General features: G+C 51.2%; 9 protein-coding genes. 6 read left to right on the top strand and 3 right to left on the bottom strand.

All coding sequences use genetic code 11. The features are described from left to right. Window positions 1-107: 107 nt before the first annotated feature. A complete protein-coding gene (locus HV318_RS05650) occupies window positions 108-1,718 on the top strand; it encodes a bifunctional metallophosphatase/5'-nucleotidase (RefSeq protein ID WP_182271936.1) in 1,611 nt (536 codons plus the stop codon). Between the two features lie 274 nt (window positions 1,719-1,992). Beyond that, window positions 1,993-3,138 carry an anaerobic sulfatase maturase gene (locus HV318_RS05645; RefSeq protein WP_249421792.1) on the top strand — a complete coding sequence of 382 codons (1,146 nt, stop codon included), beginning with the start codon at window positions 1,993-1,995 and terminating at the stop codon, window positions 3,136-3,138. A 179-nt stretch (window positions 3,139-3,317) separates the two neighbouring features. Here the strand turns inward: HV318_RS05645 and HV318_RS05640 are convergent, their stop codons facing one another. From HV318_RS05640 to shiA, 3 genes are all read right to left on the bottom strand, one after another. Next, window positions 3,318-5,090, bottom strand: coding sequence for an aminopeptidase P family protein (locus tag HV318_RS05640; RefSeq protein ID WP_182271935.1), 1,773 nt, complete (start codon window positions 5,088-5,090; stop codon window positions 3,318-3,320). A gap of 17 nt (window positions 5,091-5,107) precedes the next feature. Continuing rightward, window positions 5,108-6,562, bottom strand: coding sequence for an AMP nucleosidase (locus tag HV318_RS05635; protein ID WP_182271934.1), 1,455 nt, complete (start codon window positions 6,560-6,562; stop codon window positions 5,108-5,110). 76 nt (window positions 6,563-6,638) lie between these two features. Next, entirely contained in the window at window positions 6,639-7,952 is a 1,314-nt protein-coding gene (gene shiA, locus HV318_RS05630) for a shikimate transporter (RefSeq protein WP_182271933.1), read from the bottom strand. Window positions 7,953-8,666: 714 nt separating this feature from the next. Between shiA and HV318_RS05625 the strand changes: the two genes are divergently transcribed. The 4 genes from HV318_RS05625 to HV318_RS05610 are packed head-to-tail and all read left to right on the top strand — an operon-like array spanning window position 8,667 to window position 13,693. Then, the gene (locus HV318_RS05625) at window positions 8,667-9,887 is read left to right on the top strand and encodes a multidrug effflux MFS transporter (protein ID WP_230857805.1); all 1,221 of its coding nucleotides are present in this window, start codon (window positions 8,667-8,669) and stop codon (window positions 9,885-9,887) included. Continuing rightward, entirely contained in the window at window positions 9,880-10,821 is a 942-nt protein-coding gene (locus HV318_RS05620; protein WP_182271932.1) for a hydroxymethylglutaryl-CoA lyase-like TIM-barrel protein, read from the top strand. Before HV318_RS05625 ends, HV318_RS05620 begins: the two co-directional genes overlap by 8 nt. Next, window positions 10,818-11,534, top strand: coding sequence for an alpha/beta fold hydrolase (locus HV318_RS05615; RefSeq protein ID WP_182271931.1), 717 nt, complete (start codon window positions 10,818-10,820; stop codon window positions 11,532-11,534). The genes HV318_RS05620 and HV318_RS05615 overlap by 4 nt, the downstream gene beginning before the upstream one ends. Then, a complete protein-coding gene (locus HV318_RS05610) occupies window positions 11,531-13,693 on the top strand; it encodes an isocitrate/isopropylmalate dehydrogenase family protein (protein WP_182271930.1) in 2,163 nt (720 codons plus the stop codon). The genes HV318_RS05615 and HV318_RS05610 overlap by 4 nt, the downstream gene beginning before the upstream one ends. The last annotated feature ends 7 nt before the right edge of the window (window positions 13,694-13,700 follow it).

Genomic DNA, 13,700 nt, shown 5'->3' with positions numbered 1-13,700 from the left:
TTATTTGAGCATTAGTTGATTAGACTACAAACATTGAAAGGGGTCATGCCTCCAGATGAGCCCTTAAACGGATGTGATAGATTTCATCTAACTTAAAGGAATTGACTATGAAGATAAAAATAATTGCTGCGGGTATTTTGTTGACGCTACCGATTTGGGTTTGTGCCAAAGATGTCACGATTATTTATACCAATGATCTCCATGCTCATGTTGATACTTACAAACTACCCTATGTCGCCGATGGGAAACGTGCAATTGGTGGATTCGCTAATATAACTACATTAGTAAAACAGGAAAAAGTCAAAAATAAAGCTACGTTTTATTTTGATGCCGGAGATTATTTTACCGGGCCATATATCAGCAGTCTGACAAAAGGTCAGGCAATAATTGATATTATGAACACGATGCCCTTTGATGCTGTATCAATCGGTAACCATGAGTTCGACCATGGTTGGGATAATCTTTTACGTCAGTTAAGTAAGGCAAATTTCCATGTTCTGTTAGGGAATGTGTTCCATAAGGACAGTGAGATACCGTTCTGGAACAAACCGTATACCATTCTGGAAAAGGATGGCGTAAAAATTGGTGTTATTGGGTTACACGGTGTGTTTGCGTTTAATGACACGGTTTCAGAGCTCTCGCTCCAGGGACTCGATAATGATAAAAACAACCGCTTCGATAAATCAGCCGCAGCCTTCAAGGATCAGGGGATTGAGGCACGCGATGAGGTGAAATATCTGCAACACTATCTGGATGAGCTGCGGGGTAAAGTTGACATCACGGTCGCACTCATTCATGAAGGTGTTCCGGCACGCCAGTCCAGTATTGGTAATACAGATGTCAGACGTGCGCTGGATAAAGATATTCAGACCGCAAGTCAGGTCAAAGGGCTTGATATTCTCATCACCGGGCACGCTCACGTAGGAACACCAGAACCAATCAAGGTGGGGAATACGTTAATCCTTTCTACTGACAGTGGTGGTATCGACGTGGGTAAATTGGTACTCGACGTTAACCCTGCAACCCATACACATGAAGTGAAAAACTTCGAGCTGAAAACGCTTTACGCCGATGAGTGGAAACCTGATCCAGTAACACAGAAAGTTATCGATGGATGGAATAAAAAACTCGCGGATATCGTGCGTCAGCCAGTGGGTGTATCGCCTGCCACGTTAACCCGTGCCTACGGTGAATCCTCACAACTTGGCAACCTGTTTACGGATGCAATGCTTGTCGCTGCGCCGAATGCACAAATTGCGCTGATTAATTCCGGCAGTTTACGTGCTGATATCAATGCTGGCCCTATTACCTTTGGTGACATTGTCAGTACGTTTCCCTTCAAAAATGAGTTAACGGAGATGGATCTCAGTGGTAAGGATCTGCGTAATCTCATGGAACATGGAGCATCACTCACGAATGGCATACTGCAAATGTCAAAGGGGGCTGAAATGCACTATATGCCGCAGAAACCAGTAGGGCAGCGCATGGTTTCTTTCACAATTAATGGCAAAGAGATTGCAGATACGGAGACTTATCATGTTGCAACGACGACATTCCTTGCTTTAGGGGGAGATGGTTTCCTGGCATTTAAAAAAGGGAAGAATGTACAAGTTCGCGCCGGTAATAATATGTCCGATGTCGTGATTGATTATCTGAAATCAGGGCACAAAATCGTTCCTGCACAGATTAATGAAATGCAGGTTGAAGCAGTTAAATAATTAGTGTTAATTTTGATGATGCAATCTATTTTATAGGTTGCATCATTTTTCTGATCATTGTGAAAATAAAATAATGAACTCGGGAGCTAACTTGTAGTGCAATATTTCATGAGTATTTAATGTGAAACATACAGGTAAAGGTTTTGTCTATGAGGTTTACTTCTGTTAATTATAAAATTGCGTGTTTGCTTTATCATTCAATTTGTTTTATTCGCCCGCTAATATACAGCAACCTCTTTTTGCCATAGCGCCGCTGACTAAAGGAAAAACGATAATGAAAAGTTGCCATATGATGGCGAAGATCTCTACTTCATCCTGTAATGTACATGGTACAGATTGCTTTTATCTCAATAAAGAACAGTTTCTCCCTGAATGCAAAGCATATTGCATGGATGATACGATGCTTCAGCTATTTATTCGTCAGAAAATTGAGGCTCAGGAATCACACGATGTGATTTTTACCTGGCAGGGCGTTGAATTAACGCCAGACAGGCTTAATTTCTTTAAACGAGTTATTGCGCTACAACAGCAATTTGCACAAGGTAAAAATATTTTCAACACATTGCTTACCAATGGCATTCTGTTGGATGATGACTGGTGTGAATTCTTCAGGAAAAATCAGTTTCTGATTGGTATTTCAGTGGATGGCGATGTTTCGCTGTACAATAATTTCCGCAAAACGATTTCTGGGAAATCGATGAATCACCCGGTCGAGAAGGCTGTGAGATTATTGCAAAAACATGATGTGGAATTTCATACTCTAACGGTCATTAGCGCCAGAAGTAGCCAGCAGCCACTGCAGATCTACCATTATCTGAAAAGTCTTGGCAGCAACCATATGCAGTTTATCCCCTTACTTGAACCGCTTGCACAGGGTGGTGTGAATGCGCGAAGCCTTGCGCCCGCCGCATTGGGGACTTTTTTGAAAACGATTTTTTATACCTGGATTCGCCTGGATATTGGAACGATTAAAATTCCCATTTTTGAGCACGCTTTCGCTGCGTGGTGTGGGTTACCGGCATCGAACTGTGCCTTTGCATCATTCGCTGGTAGCGTGTTCTCGCCGAAAATAAATGATGATTTATACCAGTGCGATCGCTTTGTTAATCCGCAATCTTCGCTAAGTAATAAGTATCAATCTATCACAACCACGCTGCATGAAAGCGTGTCGAATCAAATGATTATGCAGAGTAAGCTGCCACTGGTAGCAGAATGCGCAAGTTGCAAAGTGAAATTTGCCTGCCACGGCGGTTGCCCAAAAGATCGCATAGTGCTTTCCCGACGCGGTGTCCCGGAGCTCAATTATTTTTGTGAAAGCTATCAAGCTTTTTTCACTTATGTTGAACCCTATATGTTGATGATGAGGGCACTGTGGGAACAAAACTATGCACCTTCCGATATTCGCCAATATTTGGCCTGACATGCTTAACTTTCAGTGGAACTGCGGGGGATTGATAAGAGGGCGCAGTGGCCCTCTTATCGCGTTCACAGATGGTGAATGGGGTATTGCGGTGGATACCCTGCTTAACTGACAGGCATCACCGCAGGGTGGCCATAACTCTTTCCCGTGGGAAAGGGCACCACCCGATAGCACAATCCCTACCGGTTTACATGAATCGGTGCCGTAGCCTCAAACAGCCACGGACGGGCATCGCTCTCCACCAGGGGTGACAATGTTTCACGTACCCGCAGGTGATACTCATCCAGCCACTGTTTTTCCTGCTCGTTCAAAAGAGATAGCTCGACCTGGCTCAAATCGATTGGGATCAGCGTCAGTGACGCAAACTTACAGAACCCCGGACGGCATTCGACAATTTCCACCTGGTTTTCAATACGGATCCCATGACTCTCCGCCTGGTAGTATCCCGGCTCGATGGTCATGATATTGCCTGCCACCAGAGGCCACGGATTGACCTTTTTGGCAAACCGATGTGGGTTCTCGTGGATCAACAACTGATGCCCCACACCGTGCCCCGTACCGTGATCGTAATCCAGCCCCATTTCCCACAGCGGACGACGCGCAAAGGCATCCAGCTGATGCCCCTGACTGCCGGACGGGAACTGCAGGGTCATCAGTGACAAAAAGCCTCTCAGCACGGCGGTATAGTGCAAACGCTGCTGTGGGTCGACCTTACCCCATGCCAGCGTACGCGTGGCGTCGGTGGTACCGTTATGGTACTGGCCACCGGAATCATTGAGATAAAAATGGTCATGACCAAGGGTTTTATTGCTTGCTTCGCTTGAGTGGTAGTGGCACATCGCAGCATTGCTTGATGATGCTGAAATGGTCGCAAAGCTCTGCTCAATAAAACCGGGTTGCTGCTCGCGGAATCTGAGTTGCTGCGCCTGAACCTCCAGCTCCGTCAACGGTTGTCCTGCAGCCACACGCTGCGGTACTTCACGGCTCAGCCAGGCAAGGAAATTGACCCATGCCGCACCGTCCTGGTGATGGCATTCACGGTATCCCGCCAGCTCTACCGGGTTTTTGCTGGCTTTCATCAGCGTGATGGGGTCGGTTTGCCAGATAATTTCCCCTTGCGGCTCAATGGCAAAGCGCAGGGCTACCGGGGCAGAATCGGCGTCGACCAGCACGCGTTTGCCTCGCGCAAGCTGCTGGCAGCGTTCGATAAACATATCCTGTGGCGCAAGTTTCAACGCGTTTCGCATGGTATCGGGTAACGTACCGAGCTTGTTGTCGTTAACAAACCACTCCACGTTACCGTCACGGCTGAGAAGAGCAAAGGAGAGCGGAACCGGGCTACAGGGGATGTCAGAACCGCGTACGTTCAACAGCCAGGCGATGTTGTCTGGCAGGGTGACGGCCAGGTAATCAGCGTCGTACTCAGCCAGCACGGCGGCGACGCGCTGACGCTTGTCGACACTGCTTTCGCCGCTGATATCGACCGGCATCTCGCGGATAAGCCCTGCGGGTGCAGCAGGGCGGTCAGTCCATAATGGATCAAACGGCGACAGGTTCAGAGGAACCAGCTCGCACGGCGTTGCGGTCAACAGCGTATAGTCTGCATTGGTCATCAGGAGTGCTTCGAAACCGATACGCGAACCGGCTGCAACGTTGTTTTGCAACCACCCGGCCAGCGGTTCGTTATGCAGATGGTGGATCTCCACCTCATCCAGATTGACCTGAGCGCGCGCCTGAACCTGGTAGCGGCCATCGACAAAAAGCAGGGTTTTGTCTTTCAACACCAGCGCCAGGCCGGCGGAACCGTCAAAGCCCGTCAGCCAGGCCAGTTTTTCGTCGTACGGTGCACAGTACTCGCTCTGCCAGGCATCTGCGCGCGGGACGATCATCCCGTCAAGATGGTTTGATTCCAGCCACTGACGCAGGGCGGACAACGGTGATGTGGTGTGCATTATTTTTCCTTTTATTATTAGCGGAATGGCGGCTCGTTGAAGGTACGCAACTTACGGGAGTGCAGCTTATCTCCCTCCGCCCGGAGTAAATCAATGGCACGAATACCAATTTGCAGATGCTCGGAGATAGCGCCTTCGTAGAAACGATTGGCCTGACCCGGTAGCTTAATTTCGCCATGCAGCGGTTTATCCGAAACGCACAGCAACGTACCGTAAGGCACGCGGAAGCGATAACCCTGCGCGGCGATAGTGGCGCTTTCCATATCGATGGCGACCGCGCGGCTCAGGTTGAAACGCAGCGCAGAGGCGGAGTAGCGCAGTTCCCAGTTACGGTCATCGGTGGTGACGACGGTTCCGGTACGCAGACGCTGTTTGACCTCTACACCCTGCATGCCGCTTACCTCTTTAGTGGCGTCGTACAGCGCACGCTGCACTTCCGCAATGCTTGGGATTGGGATATCTGGCGGAAGTACCGCATCCAGTACGTGGTCGTCGCGCAGATAGGCGTGGGCCAGCACGTAATCGCCAATCAGCTGGCTTTCACGCAGGCCGCCACAGTGACCAATCATCAGCCAGACGTCCGGGCGCAGTACCGCCAGATGGTCGCAGATGGTTTTGGCGTTTGACGGGCCAACGCCGATGTTAATCAGCGTGATCCCCTGGCCATCGGCAGTGAGCAGATGCCAGGCGGGCATCTGGTGTTTCTTCCACGCGAGGTCGGAAATGGCCTGCTCGGGGGCTTCCGTTTCCGCAGTGATCCAGATCCCGCCTGCGCAGGAGAGGGCAATATAAGGACTGTCCGGATCAAGGATTTGGCTACAGCCCCAGCTGACAAATTCGTCAACATAGCGGGTGTAGTTGGTGAACAGCACGAATGGCTGGAAATGTTCGGCTGGCGTGCCTGTGTAGTGACGTAAACGTGCCAGGGAGAAATCCACACGGCGGGCATCGAAATGCGACAACGGGGAGAATTCTGCCGGGTGATAAACCCCGTCAGCCGTCTCATCACCAATCTGCGAAAGCTCGGTGGTCGGGAAGTGGCGCGTCAGTCCCGCGCTCATGGAGCGGTCGAGCGTCAGTGCTGAACCGTCAATCACGTACGGATACGGGATCTCATGCTGTGACGGTTCAACGGAAATGTGCGCGCCGTAATCCTGGTACAGCAGCGTGAGCTGTTCTTCGAGATAAGGACGAAACAGTGCAGGGCGGGTCACCGTAGTGCTGTAGCAGCCGGAGTGGGTAAAGCGCGCATAGGCACGGGTTTTCGGCGTGTTGCTGGCGCTGCCGTCCCAGGTCACAGAGAGTGAAGGGTAAACAAAAAGGCCACGGTTTCTGGCCTTATCGTCGGGGAGTTTTCCGGTTTCGATATACTCGCTGATAGCACAGCGTAATGCGTTGACGGACTGTTCATACAGCGCATTAAGTTTTTCCAGTGCCTGAGCAGGGGTCAGGCTGGAGCCCTTATTATTCATGTCTGTCTCCTTGTTCCACAGGTGTGCGGCTATACCCGATAGTATGTCACACGCCTGTGAAACAAAAGTGAGGAGATCAGGAGTGAGTTGTCTCTTTCATCCAGAGCGCGGTGGTGGCAGACAGCAGGCAGCCTGCGAGCAGATACAGCGCCACGCTGTGCCAGTTTCCGCCCGAGAACGTGACCAGCGCGGCGGCAATAAACGGCGTAAACCCACCGCCGACCACGCTTGCCACCTGATATCCCACGCCCGCCCCACTGTAGCGATAACGTGCGCCGAACAGTTCGGTAAACATCGGTTGCTGCACACACACCACCATATCGTGCGCGATGTTTGCCAGCATGATCGCAAAGAAGACAATCCAGAAGACCGATTGCGCCTCCAGCGCCATAAAGAACGGCCAGGCGCTGAGCGTGCCAATCAGGGCCCCGGTGATGTAAATACGGCGACGGCCATATCTGTCCGCAAGCCAGGCGAAGCAGGGGATGGTCAGGCAGCTAATCCCGCCAACCAGGAGCCCAATATTCAGAAATAACTCACGCGGCAGACCGAGATTTTGCGTTGAATAGTTCAGGGCAAAGGCGGTCACGATATACATCGTCAGCAGTTCACACAGGCGCAGGGCAATGATTTTCAGGAATGCACCAGGGTGTTGAACCAGCGCGTCCATCACCGGAAGCCGTTTTTTGGCGACCGGCTTTTCCCGCTGCTGTTCAAATTCTGTGGACTCTTCCATTCCGTTGCGGATCCACAGCGCGGCGATGACCAGCACAACGCTGAAGATAAACGGAATACGCCAGCCCCAGCTCAGGAACTGTTCGTCGGTGGTGAGTTGACTGATGAGTGACACCAGGCCGGTGGAGAGCAGCAGGCCAACACCGTAACCCACCTGCACGCCGCTGCTATAAAATGCTTTCTTGTTTTTCGGCGCGCTTTCGACAGATAACAGTGCCGCGCCACCCCATTCCCCGCCCACGGCGAAGCCCTGAATAGCGCGCAGCGTTACCAGTAGTACCGGTGCCCACCAGCCAATGGAGGCAAACGAGGGCAAAACGCCGATGAGTGCGGTAGCAATACCCATCATCCAGACGGTCAGCATCAGCATGCGTTTGCGGCCAAGGCGGTCACCAAAGTGGCCGAATATCACGCCACCCAGCGGACGAAAAAGGAAACCTACACCAAACGTTGCGAACGCGGCAAGGGTACCCATTGCGGGGCCGATCTGGGGGAAGAATTCACGGTTAAACACCAGTGCGGCGGTGATGCCGTAGAGCAGAAAATCATACCAGTCGACGACGGCTCCCGCGAAACTGCCGAGTGCTGCGCGGCGGGCGCGATTGAGCGAAGGTGTCTCCTCGTTGGATCGTGCGGAGATGAGAGTGGATTCCATAGTTGTCCTGTCTGTACTGATTTTTAATTATTGGTATTGGGAAAGGTTGCTCACCTTACTCCCGTCAAATTTGACGGGAACAATGAGACTACCGCGGCAGACGGTGAGAGGAAAATGATTTTATTTCCCAATGGTGTTAGAAAACACCTGAATAAGAAGAGATAGTGTTGATGGCAGATAAAAAAAAGCCTCTGCGTCGGGCAGAGGCAAACATGTCAGAGCTTACACACTCCTGTGGTTTGCCTGATTACCCTGAAAACTGGCGGTCAATGACAACCCACATAGAGTTCTTGACGCTCACCGGGCAAACCGTTCACGGTAAATCCGGTTAATACAGAACATCGGTCATTTTACTGGAGCATTCAGGAAAATGACGTAGATCCCCCTCCTGATTCATCAAAAAATAAAACCAGCCATGCCGGAGTTAATAAATTGATTATTCAATATGAGTAATCAAATAATAATGAAAATAGCACTTGTCGACACATTACCTCTCATGTCGACGCAGAAACATTACTCTCTTAAAACGAAGAGGTAAATATCCCGTATTCAATAATCAGTCTGCTTTATGACCGGGTGTTCGCAAATTTGTCAGGTGTGGCAAGGCTTTGCGTTGTGCGTTTACTAATATGCAACAGTCTGTTTAGCTATTCATTGTTCTCATCGTGATGTTATTTCGCTAGATTTGTGAAACCCCGATTTATGGTTAAAACGATGATGAATAAAACTTTGCCCATGCCCCTGGTGGTATTAATCGCGTGCCTTTCTGTTGGCGGGTTAATTTCTACTGATATATTTTTGCCCGCTCTTGGCGAAATGCAATTATTCTATAAAGTTACGGAGGCACAAATACAGGATGCCATCGCCCTGTTTTTATTTGGTGTGGCATTTTCGCAACTGGTTTATGGCCCGCTAAGCGACTGTCTTGGCAGAAAGAAAACGCTCATCGCAGGGCTATTGATCTGGCTGGTTTCTACGGTTGGCGTTATTTACTCAACGCATATCAACGAATTGCTTATTTTGCGTCTTTTCCAGGGGATTGGCTCCTGTGCCGGTATTACCATCAGCCGCGCCATCATCAATGACATGATGGATAAAAAATCGTCGGCACAGCTGTATCTGGTGATCTTCCCGTTCGTGGGGATGTCACCGGCGATTGCCCCGATGATAGGTGGTATTTTGACCCAACACTTCGGCTGGCGGGCCTGTTTTATCTTTTTAACCTTATTTATCATCATGACTCTGGTGCTGTGTTTCTCTGCACTGCGCGAGACATTACCCGTCGAAAAAAGGCAAAAGCTGAGCGTACTGGCGGCAGCCGTAAGTACCGTTAACGTGCTACGAAATAAACAATTTCTTTTTTACGCAGCCATTCCTTGTTTTGCCTATGCGGCCTACTTTGCTTATATCGTCGAGTCACCGTTTATGCTTGGCAGACTGGGGCTTTCGCCGGTTTATGTGGGTTACACCTATATTTTACTTTCCGTGAGCTATGTGGCCGGAAATCTTACTGCCAAAAAACGCTCCCGCAGCGTGGGTATTGAAGAAACGATTCGCCAGGGATATCGCATTTTTGTTGTGGGCGGCATCATTTTTGCCCTGCAGATGTACCTGAGCCCTGTACCGCTGCTGACCAGTATTATCACCATCTCAATTCTGACCTTCGGTAACGGTTTTCTGCTTCCATTGGGCACGGCTTCGGCCATTGCTGCACACCCACAGGCATCCGGTACCGCCTCTGGCGTAATGGGCGCATTACAGCTCGGTAGTGCAGCCATCGCAACCTTCCTGATTGGGAAACTTTCAGCTCATGCGCCTGGCATGACGGCATTCATTATTGCCTGCGTCTGCGTGCTCGGTTTCCTCGTTTATGTTTTTGGTCAATCTGGATTTATGGAATTTGTCTCCAACAAAGAGAGTAATATCAATGATTAATAATATAGATGTCACATTGCGGGATGGCGGTTATCAGAACAACTTTCATTTCCCGACAGATTACGCCATTAAGCATGTCCGGGCTCTGGTAGACAGCGGTGTGGAATGGATTGAAATTGGTTACCGGAACGGTTCATTTAAACCTATTCCCGATATTGGGATGACAGGAATGTCTTGCGATAGTTATATCCAGCAGATCCACAATGCGGTACCTGAAGCCAAATTAGTGGTTATTGCGCACCCACACAATATTGACCAGGAAGATATCATCAGCATGAAAATGCTGGGTGTGGCGATGCTTCGTATTTGTATTAAAACCGATAATCCCCAACCCGCGCTGGCGTTATGTGAGTTCGCGAAAAAAAATGGCCTGAGCGTCAGCATGAACTTTACCCGTGCCAGTCAAATTAACGCGAAAACGCTTGTCGAGGTTGCGGCGCAATGCGAGAAGGCCGGGGCCGATATTATCTATATTGCGGATTCTAACGGTAGCCTGCGGCCTGAACAGACGGCTCGTCTGGTGAACATCCTTAAATGTACCACCCGTCTGGAGGTGGGTTTCCACGCGCACGATAACCTGGGTCTGGCAATGGCAAATTCCATTGAAGCTGTTAAAGCCGGGGCGACCTTTATCGACAGTTCACTCACCGGTATGGGAAAAGGGGCGGGGAATCTGGCCCTGGAAACCTGGCTGTCGCTGTGCAATTTCGATGAAGGTCAAGAGCGTTATCAAACGGAATGGATCTTCAACCAGGTTCATCAGCTTGAGTCTGAGGCCTGCTATAACGCCTCGCACCGTAGCGTGGTCGACATGATCCTAGGGGTGAAAAACCTGAGCGTGGATCACCGGAAAATGATTGAAGAGAAACTGTCGGAAGCCAGAGAGAACACATTCAGCGCCATCGATAGCGTCATCACGGAGACGGCGGCATGAAAACGCAGGACGCAGTCATTCTGGCACCGGTGATGCCCGTCTGGGACGGTGGTGCGTTTTGTGCCCCGCTGGTGACGTTGCTGGAACAAAAGGGATATTCGGTTACGGTCATCGACACATTGAGCCTGATTGAACGTGATGATCCACAGAGCGCAATAGAGAGTCTTTGTCAGACGCTGAACTCCCGCTCTCAACGCCCCTGGCTGCTGGTGGGGTTTGCAATGGCGGGCACATTAGCGCAGATGCTGGCACCCCATTTGCGTGGGGTGAGCGGGGTCGTCACCGTCAGTGCGCCAGGCTTTGCGGACGAAAAATTAACCACACGCCTGGTGCGCCTGGTTTCAATGCTCGAAAAAGGTGAGCTTGGGCCCGCGGTGGATGTCCTGCATCACTATGTTTTACCGGAAGGCCAGCCAGCCCCGGAGGCCACATTTACGCTGCCGGATGCCGGGAAAATGTCCGCGATCCAGCGAATGTTAACGGGATTCTCACTGTTGCTGAAGATGGATGCCCGTGCCGACATCGCCCGTTATGACGGGAAATACCTTGCGATTGTGGGTGAAAAATCCCAGCTGGCTTCATGGGAAAACCAAACCCATAGCCACCGTCCTCTGCACACTTACAAACGTATTCCGGGAGCCGGTATGCGTCCGTGGAATGATAACCCCATCGCGATGAACAGCCTGCTAAACGAATGGATTGCAACCTTATGAAAAAAAATGTGCTGGTTTTACCGGGGGATGGCATTGGTCAGGAAGTCTGCGAAGCGGCGTTACCCGTCATTAGCGCGATGGGGCTTCCCATTACTCTGACGTTTGGCGAGATAGGCTGGACGTGCTGGGAGCGGGAAGGCAACCCTGTGCCTGCCCGAACCTGGGAACAGATTGCCCATGCGGACGCGGTGCTTCTGGGGGCAATCACCAGTAAGGGAAAAGTACAGGCTCAACAGGCATTGCCTTTGTCGCTGCAACAGCAAGCGATTGAGTATGTTTCCCCGGTGATTCAACTGCGTCAGAAGCTGGGGCTGTATGCCAATATCCGCCCGGTGAAATATGTGTCCGGCGATCGCCGTCCCTTCCGCTGCTGCGTGATCCGCGAAAACACCGAAGGGTTGTACGCGGGGATGGATTTTAAAGGCGTGGGGCCAGAGGTTGCTGGCTGGCTTAAACACCCGAATCTTGAAAAGTATGGCCCGGAAGAGGCGGCCTGGTCCGTGCGGTTGCAAACCCGCTATGGGCTGGAGCGCCTGTTTCAGACAGCCTTTGACTATGCGCGCAAACACCATTTTACTCGCGTCACTTTTGCGGATAAACCGAATGTGATGCGTGAGAGTGGCCATTTTGCGGCAACGATTTTCCATCAGGTAGCCGCCCGTTTTCCGGATATCACGGCGGACATCCACAATGTGGATGCGATTGCCCTCTGGCTGGTACGTAAGCCCCATGAGTTTGGTGTGATTGTCGCTGAAAATATGTTCGGTGATATTTTGTCCGATCTGGCGGCAGGCGTGATGGGAGGGCTTGGCCTGGCACCCAGCGCCAATATCGGTAGTCAGGTGGCTTACTTTGAACCCGTACACGGTAGTGCGCCGGGGATGGCCGGGAAGGGGAAAGCCAACCCGTGCGCCATGTTTTACACCATCGCCCTGATGCTGGAATACCTGGGCTTTGGGCCGCAGGCGGAAAAACTGCAGCAGGTTGTCGATCGCGTTATTCGGGACGGGAAGGTTGCCACCTACGATTTAGGCGGTACGGCGACGACCGACGAGATGGCGCAGGCGATCCTCCGTGAACTGACCCAGCCAGTCATTAGTAAAACCGCCAGCGTTATCACCATTGGCGATGAACTCCTGTCAGGGCAATACGTTAACAGCAATCAGCAGCATATTAGCCAGCGTCTTGAAAAATCACGGTATCAGGTGAGATTTCAGGCGGCCTGTGCAGATAATCTTTCGCAGATTAGCTCACTCGTTACCTCACGCATCGGTCAGGACGATCTGATTGTTATTTGTGGTGGGCTTGGTCCCACTTCCGACGATAAAACCCGCGAAGCGGTGGCACACGCCATCGGCAAACCGCTTGTTCACGACGAGGGGGTGTGGGAGACCATTCAGACACAGCTCAGGGCGTTTGGGGTGAAAAACGATCCTTCAAACCGCCTTCAGGCGCGTTTCCCTGAAGGGACGACCGTACTGGATAACGCCTCCGGGACAGCACCTGGATTTTGCGCCCACGTCGCGGGAAGCCGGCTGGTTGTTCTGCCGGGGCCGCCTTCTCAGGCCTTGCCGATGCTGGATGATGCGTTATCAGACAAAGGGACACGTGAGCCTGAAAGGAAAAAACACAGCTGGACGCTTATTGGGATCAGTGAAAGCGAAGTGGGTTCCATCGTCAATGCCTTAGTCACGTCTCCCGCCTGGGATGTGCATTTTTTATGGAAAAGCCCTTATGTGATTGTGCAGATTGAGACGCCTGAGCATAGCCCTTTACCGTTGCCGGTAAGGCAAAGCCTGGATCTCGCCTTGCGCCCTTATCTGGTCAGCAAACGTAATAAAACGGCAGGCGAAATTTTGCAGGACGCGTGCAGCGTACGCTGGCAAACGTCAGATGCCGAACTCTCTACATACTTGCCTGCAGAGTGCCGCTCCCGGCGGGGTGAATCTCCGGTGCAAATTGACGTTACGGTCGCCCCCTCGCTGACCGATCTTCTGAGTAGCGGTGAACGCCTGGGGCAGATGACGATGTCGGTTCGCCATCAGGATGGCAAAACGCATCAGATGACTTTCCCGATGAACAGAGCACTTCTGGCGCAGAACCTCCCGGAATACGCCGCCTGGTGCGTATTGAAAACGCTGACAACGCAAAATGGATAAAACAACC

The sequence above is a fragment of the Enterobacter sp. RHBSTW-00901 genome (genome assembly GCF_014103115.1).
GTDB lineage: Bacteria > Pseudomonadota > Gammaproteobacteria > Enterobacterales > Enterobacteriaceae > Enterobacter > Enterobacter cloacae_P.
This window is presented reverse-complemented; position numbering and strand designations above follow the sequence as displayed.

Excerpts from the sequence above, each read along its gene's own strand:
- HV318_RS05645 (WP_249421792.1), top strand. The coding sequence starts at position 1,993 with ATGAAAAGTTGCCATATGATGGCGAAGATCTCTACTTCATCCTGTAAT.
- HV318_RS05640 (WP_182271935.1), bottom strand. The coding sequence starts at position 5,090 with ATGCACACCACATCACCGTTGTCCGCCCTGCGTCAGTGGCTGGAATCA.
- HV318_RS05635 (WP_182271934.1), bottom strand. The coding sequence starts at position 6,562 with ATGAATAATAAGGGCTCCAGCCTGACCCCTGCTCAGGCACTGGAAAAA.
- shiA (WP_182271933.1), bottom strand. The coding sequence starts at position 7,952 with ATGGAATCCACTCTCATCTCCGCACGATCCAACGAGGAGACACCTTCG.
- HV318_RS05620 (WP_182271932.1), top strand. The coding sequence starts at position 9,880 with ATGATTAATAATATAGATGTCACATTGCGGGATGGCGGTTATCAGAAC.
- HV318_RS05610 (WP_182271930.1), top strand. The coding sequence starts at position 11,531 with ATGAAAAAAAATGTGCTGGTTTTACCGGGGGATGGCATTGGTCAGGAA.
- HV318_RS05650 (WP_182271936.1), top strand. The coding sequence starts at position 108 with ATGAAGATAAAAATAATTGCTGCGGGTATTTTGTTGACGCTACCGATT.
- HV318_RS05615 (WP_182271931.1), top strand. The coding sequence starts at position 10,818 with ATGAAAACGCAGGACGCAGTCATTCTGGCACCGGTGATGCCCGTCTGG.
- HV318_RS05625 (WP_230857805.1), top strand. The coding sequence starts at position 8,667 with ATGATGAATAAAACTTTGCCCATGCCCCTGGTGGTATTAATCGCGTGC.